This window comes from Winogradskyella sp. HB-48 (assembly GCF_049942685.1).
In the GTDB taxonomy this organism is placed as follows: Bacteria; Bacteroidota; Bacteroidia; order Flavobacteriales; family Flavobacteriaceae; genus Winogradskyella.
Window position 1 is genome coordinate 2,886,767 of the sequence record NZ_CP187934.1, and the last position, 20,334, is coordinate 2,907,100.

The following is a 20,334-nucleotide window of genomic DNA, read 5'->3' on the forward strand; positions in this document are numbered from 1 at the left end:
AAAATGACTACTGCCCTACATTATATCAAAAAACCAAGTGTCTTAAAAGAAAATGCACCCTTACTTATAATGTGCCATGGCTATGGTAGTGATGAAAACGATCTGTTCTCGTTTGCTTCTGAATTGCCTGAAGAACTTTTTATTATTTCATTAAGAGCACCATATGCGATGCAACCTTTCGGAAATGCATGGTATGCCATAAATTTTGATGCAGAAAAAGGCAAATGGAGTGATAATGTACAAGCAAAGCAATCTGTAGATTTAATTGCTAACTTTATAGATTATGCATGTGAAACGTATCCAGTAGATAAGAGCAATGTAACTCTCTTAGGCTTTAGCCAAGGCACTATATTGAGTTTAGCTGTGGCAATGAACTACCCTCACAAAATAAAAAATGTAGTGGCGTTAAGTGGGTATCTAAACGAGGCTATTTTACCAGAAAACATTGACAAAAATGAGGTGTCTCACTTAAATATATTTTGCTCTCATGGTTATGCAGACCAAGTAATTCCAGTAGAATGGGCTAGAAAAACACCAGAAGTTTTAAAAGCTTTAGACATTAACCACATCTATAAAGAATATCCTGTTGGACATGGAGTAGCCCCTCAAAATTTCTATGATTTTAGGGACTGGTTAAAGACTAATATCTAACCTATTTTAGGGTACATGAAGTATTCGACCAATTTGTACTTCAAGTCATTGTTTTCGTCAATGTCATATTTTACAAAGATTTCTCCCCAATATTCACCATCTGTAAAATTGGCCAAAATCCATTTGTGATTGACAATTCTAATTTTATTAATTATAAGTTTAGAGCCTGTCAATGAGACAAAAGGTACTATTGGATGGTCTTCTCCTTCATAATGATTGGTATCGTAAAGTCCTTCTTTAATGGCAATAATTAATTCATCGACATCAAATCCTTGTGCAATAAAATAGTCTAGAGCATTATCATTTCTATCTATATTGAAGTAGTTAAGTTCAAAATTTTGTTCCTCTAATTCAGCTATCCTTTTTTCTTGAGTCTCAACTGCTGTCTTATATTTATTAATATCTGTTTCGTACTTATCTAGAATATTTTTAGAATTCACATATTGAAATATGAATGCTAATGCTGAAAAAATAAACAAATACATAAAAACTCTACTTTTCATATTTATTATCTTAAATGGTAATTTGTAAATTATCGTATGCCAAAAAAACGTTTTCTGGTAAATTTTGTTGTACATCGTCATGAAAGCCTAAATGATGGCTAATATGTGTTAAATAAGCTCGCTTAGGCTTTACTTTATTGATAAAGTCAAGTGCTTCTTCAAGATTAAAATGTGATATATGTGGTTCTTCCCTAAGTGCATTAACCACTAAAACCTCAAGATTTTGAAGTTTCTTTATCTCCTTACTCTCTACAGTTTTCATATCCGTGAGGTAGGCAAAATCTTTAAATCTAAAACCAAACACTTGAAGTCTATAATGCAACCCGTCAATTGGTAAAACTTTTAGATTACCTAACTGAAATGGTACGTTTTTAATGATGTGCTCTTTTACACTTGGAACACCTGGGTACTTTTCCTTAGATGTAAAAATATAATCGAAACGTTTTTTTAAAGCTTTAAAAACACGTTTGTGTGCATATAAATCTATATCACCTTGTTTAAAGAAGAATGGTCTAATATCATCCAAACCCATAGTGTGGTCTGCATGCTCGTGTGTAAATACAATACCGTCTATTTTAGATACGTTTGCATTGAGCATTTGCTGTCTAAAATCTGGTCCACAATCTATCACATAGGTATAATTATCCCACTCTACCAAAACAGAAACACGTAAACGCTTATCCTTAGGATTAGCACTCAAACAAACAGGATGTTTACTACCGATTATCGGTATCCCTTGCGAAGTTCCAGTACCTAAAAACGTTATTTTCAAAAGGTGTTAAGTTTAAAACAAAAATAGGGTTATTTTTTTGTTTGCAATACTAAATTAATACCTTTGCGAAAACGATGTAATCCCAATATCTATGGAAGAAATAACGTACAAAGGCGACTTTGAGATTGAAAATATTCCTTCTCTAAAAGACAAGGCCCTACGTATTAACCTTAATAAAGATATTTACGGCACATTTGCCGAGATTGGAGCTGGACAAGAAACAGTGCGTCACTTCTTTAGAGCGGGTGGTGCCTCAGGTACTATAGCAAAAGCAATGTCTGCTTATGACAAAAACTTTAGTGACGCAATATATGGCATAGAAGATGATAAGCGTTATGTAACCGAAGCAAGACTTCGAAAAATGTTGATTCACGAAGTTAATCTTATGGAACAGCGAATTCCAAGAGAGGACAACCCAAACAGAATTTTCTTTTCTTATGCCAACACTGTTGCTACAATAGATTTTGCAAAAAAATACAAAGGCCATGGTTGGGTTGGCATTAAGTTTCAGGTTAAGCCTGAAGGGGAATATAGTGAGATTGTACTTCACATTCGTTTTAAGGAAAATGATGCTAGATTACAGCAAGAAACGCTAGGTAAATTAGGTACCAACTTAATTTATGGTGCTTTTTATAAATACAATCAGCCAAAGAAGTTACTACGTTATTTATATGACCATTTAGAAAAAGATCAATTAGAAATTGACACTATTAATTTCTCTGGGCCTGTCTTTAAAGATGTAGACAATCGTCTAATGAGTTTACAGCTTGTTAAAAATGGCATGACAGATGCAGTAATGTTTTCACCTGATGGGAACAATGTATTACCAGCACGTGTACTTTACAAGAAAAATATCCTAGCCTTAAGAGGTAGCTTTAGACCTGTAACTAAGGTAAATATGGATATGTATGAGAAATCGTACGAAATGTTCATAAAGGAAAATAAGGTAGACAAAGAGAACACCCAAGTTATATTTGAAATTACGCTTTCTAATCTCAGAGCAGAAGGCGAAATTGATGAGCAAGACTTTATGGATAGAGCGAGATTACTTTGTTCACTTGGACAAACAGTTTTAATTTCTAATTTCCAAGAGTATTATAAACTAGTTGAGTACTTCTCTCAGTATTCTAAAAACAGAATGGGTCTTACCATGGGAGTAAGTAATCTTGTTGATATTTTTGACGAAAAGTATTATCGCCATTTGAGTGGTGGAATATTAGAAGCATTTGGTAAACTTTTCTATAAGGATTTAAGAGTGTATCTGTACCCTATGCAAAATGAAGATGGTAGCATAACCAATAGTGAAAACCTAAAAGTTCATCCACGTATGAAAGAGCTTTACAAGTTCTTTAAATACAATGGTAAAGTGGTTGATATCACAGACTTTGATGCCTCTAACTTATCTGTATTCTCTAGAACCGTGCTCAAAAAGATTGCTAATGGAGATACGGATTGGGAAGAAATGCTACCAGAAGGTGTTGCAAAACTCATAAAAGAAAAAAGTTTGTTTGGTTGCGAATCTGAAGAAGTAATGCACAAATAAAATATAATCAAAAAAAAGCGACCTTTCGGTTACTGAGCGTAGTCGAATAGGTCGCTTTTTTTTTGTTAAATATATTGGTTATTTATTTAAAATTTGTGCTGCGTGCTCTTTAGTTTTTACATTGGTAATTATATCTTCTAACACGCCATTTTCATTGATTACAAATGTAGTTCTATGGATACCATCGTATTCTCTACCCATAAACTTTTTAGGCCCCCAAACACCAAAGACTTCAATTACAGATCTATCTTCATCTACCAACAGAGGATATTGAAAACCATATTTATTTTTAAAATTTGATTGGCTTTTAGCACTGTCTGCACTAACACCTAAAATTTCATAGCCTTGCGTTTTGAACCTATTATAATTCTCATTTAAATTACAGGCTTCTGCAGTACAACCTGGTGTATTGGCTTTTGGATAGAAAAAAACCACTAATTTTTTCCCTTTATAATCAGATAATGTTATAGTATTTCCATCTTGATCTTTTGCCGAAAAAAATGGTGCCTTATCACCTACTTTTAAATGTGTCATAATTGCTTAAATTTGTTTTTTTGTAAAAATACAATGAATGACTAAACAAGAAAAGGTAGATTTTGTTATAAATACGTTAAAGGAACTCTACCCAAAAATTCCCATACCCTTAGACCATAAAGATCCTTACACCTTGCTAATAGCAGTACTTATGTCCGCCCAGAGCACTGATGTAAGGGTTAATCAAATTACTCCACTTCTATTTGAAAGAGCTGACAATCCATACGATATGGTAAAGTTGAGTGTTGAAGAAATAAGAGAAATTATTAAACCTGTTGGCTTATCTCCTATGAAGAGTAAGGGTATTCATGGGTTGTCTCAAATTCTTATTGATAAGTACAATGGCAAAGTTCCTCAAACTTATGAAGAACTTGAAGCTTTACCAGCTGTTGGTCATAAAACTGCCGCTGTAGTATTATCGCAAGCCTTTGGTATTCCTGCTTTTCCAGTAGATACACACATTCATCGATTAATGTACCGTTGGAATCTAAGTAATGGTAAAAATGTAGTACAGACCGAGAAAGATGCTAAACGCATATTCCCTGAAGAATTATGGAATGATTTACATCTTCAAATTATTTGGTATGGTAGAGAATATTCACCTGCTCGTGGATGGGATTTGGATAAAGACATTATCACAAAAACTATTGGTAGAAAATCAGTTTTAGATGATTATTATAAAAAGAGGAAATAGATATATGAAAAAAATCCTGATTTTTCAATCAGGATTTCTTCCAACTTAATTCTGAAGTGCTTCAAACTTCAATTTATTATAATGTATAACACTTAAAGCCTTTGAGTAATTCAAAAGGAAACTTATCGTTTCATCTTTTGGTTTTAGGTTATTGTTTTTTGGGGAAGCGTTAGAGTAAATGTTTGCCATATTACCAATTTTAGGGTTATTATATGGCTAAAACGCAACTTAAAACACTTTATTGTGTCAATTTGTTAAAATAATATTATTCTGTTCTATAACCTTACGCATATTTATGAGTGCATAACGCATTCTTCCAAGCGCTGTATTAATACTTACGCCTGTACGCTCAGATATTTCCTTAAAACTCATATCTTGGTACATACGCATTAAAAGTACTTGCTTTTGATCTTCTGGTAATTCTTCTATCACACGTCTAACATCAGATTCCACCTGATCTTTTATCATACTTTTTTCTGCATTGAGACTGGAGTCGCTCAAAACAGAGAAAATACTAAACTCACCTGCGTTATCAAACTTAGGCATACGACTGTTTTTTCTAAAATGATCAATAACAAGGTTATGGGCAATTCGCATTACCCAAGGTAAAAATTTACCTTCTTCATTATATTTTCCACGTTTTAAGGTTCTAATAACTTTAATAAAGGTATCCTGAAAAATATCTTCAGTAATATCTCTATCATATACTTTAGAATAAATAAAACTGTAAATTTTTTGCTTGTGCCTCTCTATCAATACGGATAGTGCACTTTCGTCTCCTCTTATGTAGTTGCTGACCAACTCTGCGTCTTGGATAAGTTCTCTTTTCATAATATTACTCTTAGCAGCCAGAAGCAAGCTTCTTAGCAAGGGGTTAATTTTTTAAAGTAATATTATGCTATACGCAGTTGTGTTTTAAATGATTATGTGGTAAATATAACAACAATCATTCCGAAAAAACAAAATTTCGTACTAAATTTTAACATTTTGTCTAACAATAACGCATTTTATCAGCTTAAATAGATAACGTATCTTTGCAAAATTATATGCTCAATAATCCTATGAACACTAAAGTTTTAGACGTTAACCCTAAAGAAAATATCATCATAAAAGGTGCAAAATTGCACAACCTAAAAAATATTGATGTTGTTATTCCAAGAAATAAATTGGTTGTTATTACAGGGCTATCAGGTTCCGGGAAGTCCAGCTTGGCTTTTGATACCTTATATGCAGAAGGTCAGAGACGCTATGTAGAAAGCTTGTCGAGTTATGCGCGCCAGTTTTTGGGTCGATTAAACAAACCAAAAGTTGACTATATTAAAGGCATTGCGCCTGCAATTGCCATAGAACAAAAGGTGAATTCTACCAATCCACGTTCTACTGTTGGGACAACCACAGAGATTTATGACTATTTAAAGTTGCTTTTCGCAAGAATTGGCAAAACTTACTCACCTATTTCAGATAATGAAGTAAAAAAACATACAGTAACCGATGTTATAGACTTTATAAAAACGTTTGAAGAACGCTCTAAGTTACTTCTACTCTCTCCTATCATTTTGGAAGAAGGTAGAACTATTGAAAATAAACTTCAAACCTTACTACAGCAAGGCTATGCGAGAATAAAATATAGGGATGATGTATTAAGAATTGACGACGCTTTAAAGCAAGACATAACATCAGTAAAAGAGCTGTACCTTGTTGTAGATAGAATAGTTTATAAAGATGATGAAGATTTTCTAAATAGATTAGCAGATGCTATAGATACTGCGTTTTTTGAAGGTGTTGGTACATGTATCATTGAATCATTAGCAGACAATAAACAAACCGAATTCAACAATAAGTTTGAATTAGATGGCATGACGTTTCTAGAGCCAAATGTACATCTATTCAGCTTCAATAATCCTTATGGTGCTTGTCCTAAATGTGAAGGCTATGGTGATGTAATTGGTATAGATGAAGATTTGGTAATACCCAACACAGCACTTTCAGTATATGAAAATGCTATTTTTCCTTGGAGAGGCGAAAGTATGAGTTGGTATAGAGACCAATTAGTAAATAATTCCCATAAATTCGATTTTCCTATTCACAAGCCTTATTTTCAATTAAGCGATGAGCATAAAGCTTTAATCTGGAAAGGCAACAAATATTTTGAAGGCTTAGACAGTTTCTTCGCCGAACTAGAATCTAAAGCCTATAAAATTCAGAACCGTGTAATGCTTTCGCGTTATAGAGGAAAAACGAAGTGTAATGTCTGTAAAGGCAAACGTTTACGTGAAGAAGCTAGCTATGTAAAAATTAATGGTGCAACCATTACAGACTTAGTAGATTTACCTCTTAATGAATTAACTGTATTTTTCAAAGATTTAAAACTAAACGAATATGAAGAAAAAGTTGCTAAGCGTCTTTTAACCGAAATAAACACACGTCTTGAATTTTTAACTAACGTTGGATTAAGCTATTTAACACTAAACCGAAGATCGAATACCTTATCTGGTGGTGAAAGTCAGCGCATTAACCTAGCAACATCCTTAGGAAGTAGTCTTGTAGGTTCAATGTATATTTTAGATGAGCCTAGTATTGGATTACACCAAAAAGACACTGAACGATTAATTAATGTTTTAAAATCCTTACGAGATTTAGGCAATACAGTTATAGTAGTAGAACACGATGAGGACATAATGAAAGCTGCTGATGAAATTATTGATATTGGACCAGAAGCAGGTACATTTGGAGGTGAAGTTGTTGCTACCGGAGCGTTTAAAGATATATTAGTTTCAGATACATTAACTGCAAAATATCTTAATGGAAAATTAGAAATTAAAGTCCCAGAAAAGCGAAAAACCTCAAAATATCATATCGATATTATTGGTGCTAGAGATAATAATCTAAAAAACATAGACGTCACTTTTCCTCTGGAAATGCTTACTGTTGTAACTGGTGTTTCTGGTAGCGGGAAAAGTACATTGGTAAAAAAAATATTGTATCCTGCATTACAAAAACATCTTACTGGCTTTAGTGATAAAGCTGGGCAGTTTACCGAAATAAAAGGTAATTATAGCAATATACAGCATGTAGAATTTGTGGACCAAAATCCAATAGGTCGTTCATCGCGTTCTAATCCTGTAACGTATGTAAAAGCGTATGATGACATTAGAGCCTTATTCGCTTCACAAAAGCTGAGTAAAATAAGAAATTATCAAGCTAAGCATTTTAGTTTTAATGTAGACGGTGGACGTTGCGAAACTTGTAAAGGTGAGGGTGAAGTGACTATTGAAATGCAGTTTATGGCTGATGTACACCTAACTTGTGATACTTGTGGTGGTAAGCGTTTTAAAAAAGAAGTGCTCGAAGTGGCTTTTGAAGGCAAATCAATTGATGATATTTTAAATATGACAATTGATGATGCCATTGAGTTCTTTAAAACGAATAAACAATCTAAAATTAAAAGTAAACTACAACCTTTACAAGACGTTGGTTTAGGCTATGTAACTTTAGGTCAGTCCTCTTCTACCCTTTCAGGAGGGGAAGCTCAGCGTATAAAATTAGCTACATTTTTAGGTAAAGGAAGTAAAAGCGATAATGCACTTTTTATTTTTGATGAACCAACTACAGGATTGCATTTTCACGATATTCAAAAGCTACTCAAATCTTTTAGAGCATTGATTGCTAAAGGTCATTCCATCATCGTCATTGAGCACAACATCGATTTAATAAAATGTGCCGATTATATTATAGACTTAGGACCTGAAGGTGGCAAACAAGGTGGAGACTTGGTGGCTTCAGGTACACCTGAGGAAATAGCCTCTAACAAAAATTCAGTTACTGGTAAATACCTAAAAGAAAAACTATAAAATGGATTTACAAAAAGAGTTTCATCGGGAAGTTATTTGGGCTAGACTAAAAAGTCTATGGATTTAGAACAAATTAAATATGATGTTGTACTTAAATGAAATTGTAGCAATACAAATTTTAGGCGAGATTACTTCAGGAACAATTGTGCCTTTTAATAGTTTTGAGATAAACTTGACTTTGAAGAACTCTGAACGTGTTCATGTTACAGACCATAATAATCTAAAATCAATAATTAATGATGCTACAGAACTTTCCGAGTTTTTAGACGCAGCTATTTGGACTAATGAATCTTAATAAAAGAAAAACGCCAAAAACGCCAAGATTGTAAAAGACATTGGCATTACAAACATTAAAAAGGCAAATGTTATAATTCCACTCTTTATCCAAGACAAAAACCAATTTTGTTTGTAAAACTTTATAAGTGCAATCAAAAAATAAAAGTATGTAGATATGGCAACCAACCAGTCTATCCAATCAGGAATGTCATATATAAACCTATTTACCGCAAATAGAATACTAAATACAGTAAACAAGAAAGAAAAGAAATAAAAACTGAATACTAAATGATGTGCATATTTTCCTTTTCTATAATAAAAGATTTTGAGAATAAGTGCAAAAAGTGGCAATAGAAAGAACATAGATATAGGAATACTATCAAAAAATGCCTGTACAATTCCACCTGCACCTCTTCCTTTGGTCAGCTTTAGTGCATTTTCATAAACTCGTCTTTCAAAAAAACCAGGGTTATCGGACATTCCCATCTCTTTCAAAATAATCTTCTCATCTGCACCAACAGCTATCAGAGAGTCTACTTTTTTCTTGTCAAAATCCCAGGTTATATTGTTTTCATTCTTTTCCTTGAGATTTGCATTTATAATTGAATCCGTTAATTTTAAATCATCATCGTTTAACCCAAGCAACTTTTTATTTTGTTCTAATGGTTTCTTCATTTTCGCTATCTGAATAGAATCCAATACTTTTTCAACACTATCTTTTTCTATTTTAACAACATCGCTATCAACCACTTTTTGGTTTATTTCATCTGCTTTGCTCACTAGATCTCGAGTGCTAAACGAAATTATGAAAAAGAAAATGACAGAAATAAACAAATACATCTGAGCAGGATGTAGATACAACAAGCGCTTACCTTCCAGGAATTTAGACGCCAAGTAACCTGGCTTAAGCATTAAAGGAATAAAACTCTTAAAAAACCGTGCATCAAAAGAAAAATAATTGCTTATAGTATTATAAAAAAGAACACCAATGGTCAACTCGTCATTAGTTTTTTGACCACAATGTGGGCAGAAATGAAATCCCTTTTCAAACTGCTCTTCGCAATTTTGACAAGTATCTAATTCGTTACTCATAGCCATGGTTAGTTAACAATAAATGTAATGATTTTTTACAACAAAAACCTCTTCTTCTTTTGTTTTCATAGTATAAAAGCATCTCGTTGAAAGTGATTTTATTCGCGTAAAGTATTGAAATTCATAGCTTTAAAATTTTGGCACACTAATTGGTTTTTCAAAGTATTAAGCCCAAAAATTCTAAATGAGTTAGAATTGGGTTAATCTAAAAACCTATACATTATGAAAAGTAAATTACTTTTTATGGCAATGATGCTAGTAGGACTAACATCTGCCAAGGCAACAACAGCAGGAGATGCTGTTTTAAATGGGGAAGATTTAAAAATAAAACGTTATGGTTTTACACAACCTATATCGTTTATTGAACGTGGTGTAGAATTCTTAATCTTTCCAGATGGAAGCTTTGATTTTAATACTGAAGTATTTACTACAAATCCTAGCAATGACCATATATACTATAAACGTAATCGACGCAGTACAAACCAAACTTATGGTGCGCGTGGGACAAGTCAATATCATACTGGAAGAGGTGTAATTATTAGACATGATAGATTAGGAAGGGTGAGACGAATAGGCAATGTATTTATTAATTATGACAGCCTAGGAAGAATAAAACGTGCTGGTACTGTGTATATGTCATATAGACGTGGACAACTAAAACAAGTTGGTAGCTTACAAATTCTTTATAATAGATATGGACAAGTTATTGGTACAAGAGGTTTTGTAAACCATAGTAACATTGGAAATGGAATTTATGGTTCTGATAGTTACTCACCATATGCCTATGATGAAGATTGGAATGACGATTGGAACAATGATGACTTCTACTACTATAGAAAGAATGGTGAAATTAAAAAAAGTAAAAAACGCAAGTAATAACAAACTCATCCCTAAATAATACATGAGTTTCTATAATCCCAAAGCGCTTCCCCAAGCCTTTGGGATTTTAATTATAAGTTAAAAGGTAAAATCAATATCTACTGATTTAGTTTAGTTTGTTTGAGTTTTAATGATTTAAGATGCCTTTGTTTTCTGAATCTTTTATATTGTTTACAAAATCTAGTATGGTATTGGTGGTTTTCCAAAAAATTGATTTGAATGTCTCTCCATTCGTCTCTGCTAAGATTTGGATTGTAATATTTCAATTCTTGAAAAAGCAATTCGCTAACTGTTTTAAAATGTTTTGTCCCTAAATATTCCAAATCAGCATCGGCTAGTATTTTTTCTAAGTGTGTTTTTGGTTCTTGTGGAATTTTAGTTGCCGTTATCATTCCACAGATAATGTCAATATCTTCATTTGAAATACCAAACTTTGGTAATTCTTTTCTAGCTATATTACATCCAATATCTTCATGTTCTAAATTGGATTTTATAAAACCTATGTCGTGATATAATGCAGCTACTTTAATCAAAAATAAATTCTTACCATAAACACCTTCTTTTGTAGCTATATACATAGATTTTTCTAAAACATACTTTGTATGCTCAACACTATGATACCTCAAATAACGAGGCAACCTATCTTCTAAAGTCTTAAGAACATATTTTTGAATTTTAGAAAATGTGGGCTTCATTAATGGCTGGGCTTTTTGCTTAAAATGCCGCCTCCAACTTCATTAATATTTTGTACAAACATAAATGCTTTAGGGTCTTTTTCGGCAATTGCTTTTTTGATTTTATGAACTTCCAATCGGGTTACAACAGCAACAATAATATCACAATCGTGTTTTACTCCAAAATTACCCGGCAGATTTCCACGCTCACCTTTATAAACTGTAATTGCCTTATTAAAATCGTTTACTATCATAGATTTTACCATTTCAGAATTTGGTGAAATGATTGTTAAAGAGATTAATTTTTCAAATCCGTCAACTATATAATCCGAAACTTTTACAGCTGTAAAAAATGTTAAGATAGAGTACATTGCCTTTTCTAATCCGAGAAATATAGCAATGACTAAAAATATTGAGGTATTGATAGCCATAATAATTTCAGAGGTTGTTAAACCAAACTTTTTGTTGGTGAATTCAGCTATAATTTCCAAACCATCAATAACACCTCCACCTCTAATTACAAAACCAATACCTAAACCAACAAATACACCACCAAAAGCTGCAACCAAAAAATGATCTTTAGTAACTGCGGGAATAGGTAGCACAATTAAGGCAATTCCCAGCAGAATCAGTGATAAAAAGGAATGCATGGCAAAATTTTTTCCTATTTTTTTAAAACCTATAAATACAAAAGGAATATTCAATAATAATAATGGAATCCATACATCTATATGATAAAACTCATGTACCAAAATGGATATTCCCAATAAACCACCATCTAAAAAGTGGTTGGGAATCATAAAACCTTTAATGGCAATTACTGCACATACAACACCTATAAGTTTTAAGAGTATGGATCTAAAAGAGAAAATTGTAGACCAATTGAGAGGTTCAGATATAGTAGCTTTCATCATATAGTGGTTGGTTAGTATTTAACTTAATTACTAAAATACAGTTTTTAAAACTGAGTAATGGTTAACTCTAGTCAAATCTACTAAATCATATTTTAATCATCTATATATCAATCATTTAATTATGTCTCTATTTTTTTGGCACGCTGTTTGTTTTATATAAAACGAGTTTAATCTAAATCCCCTTTATTATGAAACGGATTCTATTTTTATTTGCAAGTTTAGCGGTATTATCCACAACTGCATTCGCAACCAACACAACATTATCTGATGCTGAAGCTTCGGCTAATAATTATGTGAGAGGTTATAGTAATTCTTTTATATTCACAGAAGGCGGTATAGAGTTTTCTGTTTACAGAGATGGTCAGTTTGATTTTTATATTCCTAATTATGGCCCTGACGTAAATGTAAATATAGATACACCAGGCTTTACACTCAGTTTTAATGCTGGTTATGATTATAACCCTTATATACAGTACGATAGCTTTGGAGCTATTATTCAAATTGAAAACACTCCTATCTATTATGACTTTTACGGAAGGGTAAATCAAATTGGCGACATCTTCATCACATATAACAGTTTTAATAGAATTAGTAGAATTGGTGGATTAAACGTATACTACAGGAATAATGTATTCTGGAGATACGATGGATTTATAAATATCTATAATAGAGCTTATATCTACAGACCATGGCACAGATTCTATGTTGTCCCTCCAGTAAACTTTTGTGTAATCGATGTAAATCCATACAGACAATATTATACACCTGTAAGACATATTTGGTACAGACCTTATAGAAACAATGTTAGATACTATAATGTTAATGTAGGAAGACGCGGAAACTCCGAAGTTGTTAGAAGAAACAGTAGTGACAACTATGTACAGACCCCTAGAAATAGAAGCGAGCGTACAATACAAAGAACAGTAACAAGGAGAAATGCTGAAATTACTAGAACTCGTTCTACGCGTTTAGCTGAACAGTCTACAACACGTACAACAAGAAGTACATCCTCACGCAATTCTGAAGCAGGTACATCGCGTAGTGTTAACAGAGACAGTAATGCTTCTGGAACTAGATCTACAAATCGTATGTCTTCTCCAAACACGAGAAACAACAACGATAGTAGAAGTATCAGGTCTACTGAATCTAATTCTAGAGCATCAAAACCTACTACGTCTACAAACTCTAACACTATCTCTAGAAATACAAATTCTAGAAATAATGTGACCAGAAGCAGCAGTACTGTGTCTAACAAAGTGAATAGAACAAAAAATACTTCGTTATCAAAACCAAATAGCGCTAATTCTCGTACATATAGCAGAAGTAGTTCAAAAAGTAACAGACAACAAAGTACAGTTCAAAATAAAAGAAAGTCATCTTCAGTATCGGCAAGATCTAACACAAGTAGAAAAAGCAACCAAAGTTCTACAAGATCTTCATCTAGACGAACTAGAGGATAAAAGATAAAACATGATTTTTTTGGTTGGTTAGTAGAAGTCCCGTATGATGTATGCCTCAGAGCACCTTACGGGATTTCTCGTTTAATAAAAATGCTACTAAAAATTAGAGTTGCTTTACTACCTCACTCAATGTTTTTGTTAATTCTCGCCTACTATATGGCTGCAATCCAATTGCATGTACTTTAAGCTTATTTTCCAAAAAAGCTTCAAAATAAGATACTATTTGAGCTTTTAACTTCTCCTTTTCATGATAGTTAAAATACACACCTGTGTTTGTCTTTGTGATGATTTGTTGCATATCGGAATTTTCTGGGCCAATCGCCAAAATTGGAGTTTCAGAAATTAAGTATTCAAATAATTTGCCCGGAATAATAGCCTTAGTATCTTCTGAATCTATTTCAATCAACAATAATAAGCGTGATGACATTTGATATTTAATGGCCTCATCATGATTTACATAGCCGACAACGTTTAAATGATTTTTTAAACCTGAATTGAGAATAGATTCAAGCACATCATCACTAACCACACCTATAAGATTTAGCTGAAATACTTTTGAAAACGCTTCATTTTCTGAAATTAATTCAGATAAAACGTCCCACAATAGTTTTGGATTTCGTTCTGACAATAACGACCCGATATGAGACAAGGTGAATTTCTTATCCTTCCCTTCTACTCTTACTGAATGATTATCGTAACCATTTGTAATCACCATAACAGATTGATTAGTTTTAGTTGTAAATTCTTTTTTGGTATGATTACTTGTTACAATAATTGTATCTGCTGAATTTAAAACTTCAGATTCTAACTGAAGGTGCCTTTGCTTAGAAGCCTTAGTAAGCTTTAAAGCTTTATGATAACCAATAGTTGTCCAAGGATCTCTAAAATCTGCTATCCATTTTATCTTTAACTTCTGTTTTAGTTGAAGTGCTATTAGATGCAAACTATGAGGTGGACCTGTAGTAATTATCGTTTCAATTCGATGCTTTTTTATATAATCTGAAAGAAATTCAACCGAAGGTTTAACCCATTTTTTACGAGCATCTGGAATAAAGAAATTACCACGCACATAAAGCATTAGACGCTCTATCAAAGATTGTTTTTTAACTTTAGGAATAACACCAGAACTTATGTTTTTAGAACTCTTATTTGATAAGAGACTAGCTAATTGGTAAGGCTCTTTAATTGGCTGTTTTAAAATGGTAATATCCTTAGGAATTTCATTAACCAAACTCTTATCAATGATTGGATAATTAGGATTTTCAGGACAATACACAATGGGTTCGATACCAAACTCTGGCAAGTACTTTACAAACTTTAGCCAACGTTGCACACCTGGCCCACCTGCTGGCGGCCAATAATAGCATATAATAAGTACTTTTTGTATATTCATTTTTGTCATTCCTGCGAAGGCAGGAATCTACTTTTTACTTGTAGATTAATGTATTCCTGCCTTCACAGGAATGACAATCAGTTAGTTTTTTTCTTAAATCTAAAGAACAACCCTAACAACAATAAAACACCAAAAACAGTAGAACTCGCTAAAGCAATTTTACTTCCTGTTTCTATAACTTGTGGTTCAAACTTAAACTCAATGGTGTGCTTTCCGGAAGGAATATATAACCCTCTGAGAATATAATTAACACGTCCATGAGGGTGTAATTTACCATCTATATAGGCATTCCACCCTTCTTTGTAATAAATTTCTGAAAACACAGCAAAACCATCGTTTGAGTTATTAGATTCGTATTTAAGATAATTTGGTTTGAATTCTTTGAGCTCAATCGATGATATAGAATCGACTTTGAAAGGGCTGTGTGACTTCATAGTCATTGTCATGAACCCATCATCTTTTGAAAAAATAGCAATACGTTTCGTATTTAAACTATCTAAACGTTTAATTTCCTCGTCAGCTGAATTAACATATTCAAGCCTCTCCACAAACCATGCATTGCCATTAGCATCTGGGTTGTCATAAGGAAATATCTGTCCTTGATCTTCAGCGATAATATATTTGGTATTTAGCATATTTAGAACATTCACATTATTGTTGTAAATATGAAATTCCATTAAATCATTATAACGTCCCAATTTTGCGGCATGGTAACCAAATAAGGAATTATGAAAATAGGCTGCTCTAGCTGGTTGACGCTGTCCTTGAGTAGACATATCCAGCACCCTGTAATGTCCTTTATCCTTTAAAATTTCTTTATCTGCAGCATTTGGCTGGTAAGGTCTATCAACTTTTATTGCCGATACAAAATTATCGTTATTTACGTAGTTTCTGTTAATTGACACCAAGTCAAAAAGAATTAAAACAGCAAAAACAACTACTACTAAATTTTCAGATAGTTTTTTCTTCAAAAAGAAATAAATTGTACCTGCAGATAACAATACTAATACTAAAGATCTAATGGTATCAGTATTAAATAGTGACTTTCTATCTTCAATAAAAGCATCTACCAACATTTCTGGTATTCCTTGATCTCTAAAACTCTTAAAATCAAAGAAAACGGATTTAAACAATAAGAAAAACACACATAAACCTCCTGTTATAGCTAAAGTATACTTGAGAGCCTTTAGTTTTTGCTCTTCTTTTTCAAAATCGTTAAATAATCGTACCAAAGCGAAGATTCCAAGCACTGGAATACACAGTTCTAGCAATACCTGAATTGATGTTACTGCTCTAAATTTATCATAAAGGGGAACATAGTCAATAAAGAAATTAGTAATGAAGCTAAAAGGTTCTGTCTTTCCATAAGATAACAACAAGGAAAAGATAGTACCAGCAACCAACCACCATTTTAAGCGCCCTTTTACCAAAAATAATCCAAGAACAAACAAAAATAAAATAACAGCCCCAACATAAGCTGGCGCTTCTACAATGGGCTGATTTCCCCAATACATTGGTGCATTTTTAGACAATTCTAAAGCTTCGATTGGTGATGCACCCATTGTTACATAAGTCTTATAAGTTTCAGAATCTTTACCAATATTTTCGGTATTTCCGCCACCCATAAAACGAGGAATAAACAGATTAAATGTCTCTGATAATCCATAACTATACTCAGTTATGTAATCTTTATCTAAGCCTGAAGTAGCTTCTTTTTCTGAACCATCAGTATTTATTGTGAGCTCACTTTTTCCTCTTGTACTTTCCTTGGCATACTCTTGTGTTGCCATTAAGTTGGTAGCATTAAGACCAACTGCCAACAGGGCAGCAATAGTTAGTAATCCAACCGATTTAAAATAATGAGATAAAATTTTCTTCTTATAAGCATCAATTAAATAAACTATTCCTAAGATTATCACTAAGAATAAAAGATAGTAAGTCATCTGGAAGTGGTTGGCAACAATCTCTAATCCTAATGCTACCACAGTGAGTAAAAATCCGAGAACATATTTTTTTCTAAAGGTAAGGATGATTCCTGCTAACACTAATGGCATATAAGCAATAGCATGGGCTTTTGCATTGTGTCCTACACCCAAAATGATAATGAGATATGTAGAAAACCCAAAGGCCAATGCACCGAGCGCGGACAATTTATAATCTACTTTTAATGAGAGCAATAAGATATAAAACCCTATAAAATAAAGAAATAAATAATCTGCAGGTCTTGGTAAAAACCTCAAAGCTAAGTCAAGCTTTTTGATGTAATTATGAGGGTACTGAGCACCTAACTGATATGTAGGCATGCCACCAAACGCACTGTTGGTCCAATAGGTTTCTTCACCTGTAACTTGTGCAAAGTCTTTTTGCTGCTGAGCCATACCTATGTAATGCATTATATCGCTCTGAAAAATCTTTTTACCTTGTAAAACCGGACTAAAATAAGCTAAAGACAATACTACAAATCCTAAAAGAACTAGGATATGCGGTAAAATTCGTTTGAATGAAAATGACATGAAATGTAACTAAATATGTTAGACCGAAAAGTACTTAAATTTTAAGAATAATTAGACTTTGAAACCACTTAAATCAATCTATCTCTTCATAGTCTATGTACTCACCAACTTTGTCGTTTGATGATTTTTGGCGCTCAGGCATTTTATCTATTACGGTCTCTCCTTCTCTGCGTTTTTGCTCATTACGTTGTTGCGATTGATTTTGAAAACCACCAAATTGCTGCCCAAAACGTTCTTCTGCCTTTTTGGCAACAAATTTTATCAGTAATGGAGCAAAAAGTCTAGAAAGAATCTTCAATCCGTACCAAACCAAAAGAATAATTAAAATAGTTCTTAGTAATCCCATCTATGCTGCTAGATTTACTGTAATTAAGAGTAATATTCAAAAATACAATTATACTTACGTATATTCCGTTATATTTCCTTAAAAAAACTATAAAATCTATATATTTGAACCTAAACCTAGAAATAATGAGAGTTCTCAAATCAGTTTTCATTCTCCTTTTAGCACTAAACTACAATCTGGCAAATGCACAGTACACTGAGGTTATTAACTCTAATCGTCCTGGCGTATCAGAAAGCGCATTCTCGGTCGGCACTAATGTTATACAAGCTGAAATAGGTGCCTTTACCGTAAAAGAAGAGCACACACCCCTGCAATATGAAGTATCTGGATTTGGAATAGATTTTTCGATAAGGTATGGTTTATTATTCGAGCAACTTGAAATTTCATTAGATGGTGTTTATCAAAATGATAATATTACTTTTAATAGTGCTTCCATACCTTTTGAAGACAAACGTTCTAATTTTAGAAACTTTACATTGGGTGCAAAATACTTAGTATACGATCCGTATAAAAATGCTGAAGAAGCTAAGCCTAATTTATACAGTTATCATGCTAATAGAAAATTTCAATGGAAATCTTTAATCCCTGCTGTTTCTGTATACGTTGGTGGAAATTTTGACACTAAAAATAACCCATATACTGCACCAGATGTTGAAGGCTTTAGCCCAAAGGTTATGGTTGCTACACAAAACAACTTTAATGGTGGTTGGGTTTTTGTTATGAACTTAATAAAAGATAGAATAGGTTCTGATTTCTCAGACTTTCAATACGTCTTTACACTTACACACTCGTTTACACCTCAGTGGGTCGTATTTGGTGAGGCTCAAGGCATAAATAGCGACTTTTATGCAGATAATATTTTCAGAGTTGGTGGAGCTTACTTGTGGACAAAAGATTTTCAGCTAGACGCTAATATTGCTTTTAATACAAAAGACACACCTTCTATATTCAATATTGCTTTTGGTGCTTCTTACCGCTTAGATTTTCATAAGGACAAGAAAATTGACAATGGTAATGGTAATACTGGCAATTTCAAGAAAGAGAGAAAGAAGAAAAAGAAAAAAGAAGACGATTTCGATTCAGATGGTTTATAAATTTCTACATGATCACAGTTAAAGAAGTTACTACTAAAAAAGGCTTAAAAGTCTTTGTAAAGTTCCCGTTTTCAATTTATAAAGACTCAAAATATTGGGTTCCACCTATTATAAGGCAAGAATTAGAAACTTTTGATAAAGACAAAAATCCAATATTTAATGATGCTGAGGCACGTTTTTTTCTCGCCTACAAAGGAAATGAAGTTGTTGGAAGAATCGCTGCTATTGTTAATTGGCTTGAGGTGAATAAGCAGCAGATAAAAAAGATGCGTTTTGGTTGGTTTGACTTTATCGATGATTTTGAAGTTAGTAAAGCATTATTAGAAACCATTGAAAATATTGGGAAGCAACATCAACTAAAATATACAGAAGGACCTGTTGGGTTTTCAAACTTAGACAAGGTTGGTGTAATGACTGAAGGTTTTGATAGTATTGCTACCATGATTACTTGGTATAACCATCCCTATTATGTTGATCATTACATAAAACACGGTTATTCCATTGAAAAAGAATATTCTGAAAGCAAATTTGCCTTTAGTAATGTAAATCCTGAAACATTTACTAAAGCTCAAGAGCTAATAAAGCGAAGATATAAGCTGAGAGCCTTAAAATTCAACAACACTGAAGAAGTAATGCCTTATGCAGACAAAATGTTTGATTTATTTAATGAAAGTTATGCATCACTCTCATCTTTTGTAGAAATTACGGATTTACAAAAAGAATATTTTAAAAAGAAATTTATAAGTTTCGTTAATCCAGAATATATCAAATTTGTAATTGACGAGGACGATAGACTCATTGGGTTTGCTATTGTTATGCCAAGATTTGCCGAAGCATTAAAAAAAGCAAATGGAAAATTATTCCCTTTTGGTTTTAGACACATATTAAAAGCAAAGAAAAACAGTAAGGATGTCATATTTTATTTAATCGGAATACATCCTGAATATCAAAACAAAGGCGTACATGCTGTAATATTCAATGAATATTACCAAACTTTTACCGAAAAAGGAATTGAAACCTGTTATAGAACACCTGAATTAGAAGATAACGAAGCAATTCATAAAATTTGGAAACATTTTAACCCTGTAGTTTACAAACGACGTAAAACATTCAGAAAAGATTTATAAATTAAAAAGGCTCTGCTA

20 protein-coding genes are annotated in these 20,334 nt (G+C 32.7%); 9 read left to right on the forward strand and 11 right to left on the reverse strand.

What is annotated here, in order from left to right; translation table 11 throughout:
- Positions 1-3: 3 nt before the first annotated feature.
- Positions 4-651 carry an alpha/beta hydrolase gene (locus ACPX19_RS13015; protein ID WP_426430452.1) on the forward strand — a complete coding sequence of 216 codons (648 nt, stop codon included), beginning with the start codon at positions 4-6 and terminating at the stop codon, positions 649-651.
- Here ACPX19_RS13015 and ACPX19_RS13020 read toward each other — a convergent pair.
- Together ACPX19_RS13020 and ACPX19_RS13025 are read right to left on the reverse strand one after the other, a co-directional pair.
- Positions 648-1,154 carry a hydrolase gene (locus ACPX19_RS13020; RefSeq protein ID WP_426430453.1) on the reverse strand — a complete coding sequence of 169 codons (507 nt, stop codon included), beginning with the start codon at positions 1,152-1,154 and terminating at the stop codon, positions 648-650. The two genes, ACPX19_RS13015 and ACPX19_RS13020, sit on opposite strands and share 4 nt — an antisense overlap.
- A gap of 10 nt (positions 1,155-1,164) precedes the next feature.
- Positions 1,165-1,926, reverse strand: coding sequence for an MBL fold metallo-hydrolase (locus tag ACPX19_RS13025; protein ID WP_426430454.1), 762 nt, complete (start codon positions 1,924-1,926; stop codon positions 1,165-1,167).
- Between the two features lie 91 nt (positions 1,927-2,017).
- On the opposite strand from ACPX19_RS13025, the gene ACPX19_RS13030 reads away from it, so the two are divergent.
- Entirely contained in the window at positions 2,018-3,469 is a 1,452-nt protein-coding gene (locus ACPX19_RS13030) for a TonB-dependent receptor (protein WP_426430455.1), read from the forward strand.
- A 78-nt stretch (positions 3,470-3,547) separates the two neighbouring features.
- Here the strand turns inward: ACPX19_RS13030 and bcp are convergent, their stop codons facing one another.
- Entirely contained in the window at positions 3,548-4,003 is a 456-nt protein-coding gene (gene bcp / locus ACPX19_RS13035; RefSeq protein WP_426430456.1) for a thioredoxin-dependent thiol peroxidase, read from the reverse strand.
- Positions 4,004-4,040: 37 nt separating this feature from the next.
- Here bcp and ACPX19_RS13040 point away from each other — a divergent pair, with 37 nt between their 5' ends.
- Positions 4,041-4,697, forward strand: a complete 657-nt coding sequence (locus tag ACPX19_RS13040; RefSeq protein WP_426430457.1) for an endonuclease III domain-containing protein — start codon at positions 4,041-4,043, stop codon at positions 4,695-4,697.
- A gap of 45 nt (positions 4,698-4,742) precedes the next feature.
- On the opposite strand, the gene ACPX19_RS13045 is transcribed toward ACPX19_RS13040, so the two are convergent.
- Positions 4,743-4,886, reverse strand: coding sequence for a hypothetical protein (locus tag ACPX19_RS13045; RefSeq protein ID WP_320555063.1), 144 nt, complete (start codon positions 4,884-4,886; stop codon positions 4,743-4,745).
- A gap of 57 nt (positions 4,887-4,943) precedes the next feature.
- Positions 4,944-5,528, reverse strand: coding sequence for an RNA polymerase sigma factor (locus tag ACPX19_RS13050; protein ID WP_304140873.1), 585 nt, complete (start codon positions 5,526-5,528; stop codon positions 4,944-4,946).
- 230 nt (positions 5,529-5,758) lie between these two features.
- On the opposite strand from ACPX19_RS13050, the gene uvrA reads away from it, so the two are divergent.
- Together uvrA and ACPX19_RS13060 are read left to right on the forward strand one after the other, a co-directional pair.
- Positions 5,759-8,548: an excinuclease ABC subunit UvrA gene (gene uvrA, locus ACPX19_RS13055; RefSeq protein ID WP_426430458.1), complete on the forward strand. Its 2,790-nt coding sequence runs from the start codon at positions 5,759-5,761 to the stop codon at positions 8,546-8,548.
- 79 nt (positions 8,549-8,627) lie between these two features.
- Entirely contained in the window at positions 8,628-8,843 is a 216-nt protein-coding gene (locus ACPX19_RS13060) for a hypothetical protein (RefSeq protein WP_426430459.1), read from the forward strand.
- Here ACPX19_RS13060 and ACPX19_RS13065 read toward each other — a convergent pair.
- Positions 8,840-9,916 (reverse strand): DUF3667 domain-containing protein, encoded by a 1,077-nt coding sequence (locus ACPX19_RS13065; protein ID WP_426430460.1) that lies wholly within the window; start codon positions 9,914-9,916, stop codon positions 8,840-8,842. The genes ACPX19_RS13060 and ACPX19_RS13065 overlap by 4 nt on opposite strands.
- A 222-nt stretch (positions 9,917-10,138) precedes the next feature.
- On the opposite strand from ACPX19_RS13065, the gene ACPX19_RS13070 reads away from it, so the two are divergent.
- Entirely contained in the window at positions 10,139-10,792 is a 654-nt protein-coding gene (locus tag ACPX19_RS13070) for a hypothetical protein (protein WP_426430461.1), read from the forward strand.
- A gap of 101 nt (positions 10,793-10,893) precedes the next feature.
- Here the strand turns inward: ACPX19_RS13070 and ACPX19_RS13075 are convergent, their stop codons facing one another.
- Together ACPX19_RS13075 and ACPX19_RS13080 are read right to left on the reverse strand one after the other, a co-directional pair.
- Positions 10,894-11,490, reverse strand: coding sequence for an HD domain-containing protein (locus ACPX19_RS13075; protein ID WP_426430462.1), 597 nt, complete (start codon positions 11,488-11,490; stop codon positions 10,894-10,896).
- Positions 11,490-12,383: a YitT family protein gene (locus tag ACPX19_RS13080; protein ID WP_426430463.1), complete on the reverse strand. Its 894-nt coding sequence runs from the start codon at positions 12,381-12,383 to the stop codon at positions 11,490-11,492. The genes ACPX19_RS13075 and ACPX19_RS13080 overlap by 1 nt, the downstream gene beginning before the upstream one ends.
- Positions 12,384-12,571: 188 nt before the next feature.
- Between ACPX19_RS13080 and ACPX19_RS13085 the strand changes: the two genes are divergently transcribed.
- Entirely contained in the window at positions 12,572-13,843 is a 1,272-nt protein-coding gene (locus ACPX19_RS13085; RefSeq protein WP_426430464.1) for a hypothetical protein, read from the forward strand.
- A gap of 103 nt (positions 13,844-13,946) precedes the next feature.
- Here ACPX19_RS13085 and ACPX19_RS13090 read toward each other — a convergent pair whose 3' ends face one another.
- The 3 genes from ACPX19_RS13090 to ACPX19_RS13100 form a co-directional block, all read right to left on the reverse strand.
- The gene (locus ACPX19_RS13090) at positions 13,947-15,236 is read right to left on the reverse strand and encodes a glycosyltransferase (protein WP_426430466.1); all 1,290 of its coding nucleotides are present in this window, start codon (positions 15,234-15,236) and stop codon (positions 13,947-13,949) included.
- Positions 15,237-15,313: 77 nt separating this feature from the next.
- Positions 15,314-17,749, reverse strand: a complete 2,436-nt coding sequence (locus ACPX19_RS13095; RefSeq protein WP_426430468.1) for a YfhO family protein — start codon at positions 17,747-17,749, stop codon at positions 15,314-15,316.
- A 73-nt stretch (positions 17,750-17,822) separates the two neighbouring features.
- Positions 17,823-18,095, reverse strand: coding sequence for a DUF4834 family protein (locus ACPX19_RS13100; RefSeq protein ID WP_426430470.1), 273 nt, complete (start codon positions 18,093-18,095; stop codon positions 17,823-17,825).
- A 125-nt stretch (positions 18,096-18,220) separates the two neighbouring features.
- Between ACPX19_RS13100 and ACPX19_RS13105 the strand changes: the two genes are divergently transcribed.
- Positions 18,221-19,189, forward strand: coding sequence for a transporter (locus tag ACPX19_RS13105; RefSeq protein ID WP_426430472.1), 969 nt, complete (start codon positions 18,221-18,223; stop codon positions 19,187-19,189).
- An 8-nt stretch (positions 19,190-19,197) separates the two neighbouring features.
- Positions 19,198-20,316, forward strand: a complete 1,119-nt coding sequence (locus ACPX19_RS13110) for a GTP cyclohydrolase (RefSeq protein ID WP_426430474.1) — start codon at positions 19,198-19,200, stop codon at positions 20,314-20,316.
- Positions 20,317-20,334 lie beyond the last annotated feature (18 nt).

What these genes read in the sequence shown, in the direction of transcription:
- ACPX19_RS13110 (WP_426430474.1), top strand. Translation starts at nt 19,198, where the DNA reads ATGATCACAGTTAAAGAAGTTACTACTAAAAAAGGCTTAAAAGTCTTT.
- ACPX19_RS13090 (WP_426430466.1), bottom strand. Translation starts at nt 15,236, where the DNA reads ATGAATATACAAAAAGTACTTATTATATGCTATTATTGGCCGCCAGCA.
- ACPX19_RS13080 (WP_426430463.1), bottom strand. Translation starts at nt 12,383, where the DNA reads ATGATGAAAGCTACTATATCTGAACCTCTCAATTGGTCTACAATTTTC.
- ACPX19_RS13015 (WP_426430452.1), top strand. Translation starts at nt 4, where the DNA reads ATGACTACTGCCCTACATTATATCAAAAAACCAAGTGTCTTAAAAGAA.
- ACPX19_RS13030 (WP_426430455.1), top strand. Translation starts at nt 2,018, where the DNA reads ATGGAAGAAATAACGTACAAAGGCGACTTTGAGATTGAAAATATTCCT.
- ACPX19_RS13050 (WP_304140873.1), bottom strand. Translation starts at nt 5,528, where the DNA reads ATGAAAAGAGAACTTATCCAAGACGCAGAGTTGGTCAGCAACTACATA.
- ACPX19_RS13065 (WP_426430460.1), bottom strand. Translation starts at nt 9,916, where the DNA reads ATGAGTAACGAATTAGATACTTGTCAAAATTGCGAAGAGCAGTTTGAA.
- ACPX19_RS13095 (WP_426430468.1), bottom strand. Translation starts at nt 17,749, where the DNA reads ATGTCATTTTCATTCAAACGAATTTTACCGCATATCCTAGTTCTTTTA.
- ACPX19_RS13070 (WP_426430461.1), top strand. Translation starts at nt 10,139, where the DNA reads ATGAAAAGTAAATTACTTTTTATGGCAATGATGCTAGTAGGACTAACA.
- ACPX19_RS13085 (WP_426430464.1), top strand. Translation starts at nt 12,572, where the DNA reads ATGAAACGGATTCTATTTTTATTTGCAAGTTTAGCGGTATTATCCACA.
- ACPX19_RS13045 (WP_320555063.1), bottom strand. Translation starts at nt 4,886, where the DNA reads ATGGCAAACATTTACTCTAACGCTTCCCCAAAAAACAATAACCTAAAA.
- ACPX19_RS13020 (WP_426430453.1), bottom strand. Translation starts at nt 1,154, where the DNA reads ATGAAAAGTAGAGTTTTTATGTATTTGTTTATTTTTTCAGCATTAGCA.
- ACPX19_RS13105 (WP_426430472.1), top strand. Translation starts at nt 18,221, where the DNA reads ATGAGAGTTCTCAAATCAGTTTTCATTCTCCTTTTAGCACTAAACTAC.
- ACPX19_RS13060 (WP_426430459.1), top strand. Translation starts at nt 8,628, where the DNA reads ATGATGTTGTACTTAAATGAAATTGTAGCAATACAAATTTTAGGCGAG.
- uvrA (WP_426430458.1), top strand. Translation starts at nt 5,759, where the DNA reads ATGAACACTAAAGTTTTAGACGTTAACCCTAAAGAAAATATCATCATA.
- ACPX19_RS13100 (WP_426430470.1), bottom strand. Translation starts at nt 18,095, where the DNA reads ATGGGATTACTAAGAACTATTTTAATTATTCTTTTGGTTTGGTACGGA.
- ACPX19_RS13040 (WP_426430457.1), top strand. Translation starts at nt 4,041, where the DNA reads ATGACTAAACAAGAAAAGGTAGATTTTGTTATAAATACGTTAAAGGAA.
- ACPX19_RS13075 (WP_426430462.1), bottom strand. Translation starts at nt 11,490, where the DNA reads ATGAAGCCCACATTTTCTAAAATTCAAAAATATGTTCTTAAGACTTTA.
- bcp (WP_426430456.1), bottom strand. Translation starts at nt 4,003, where the DNA reads ATGACACATTTAAAAGTAGGTGATAAGGCACCATTTTTTTCGGCAAAA.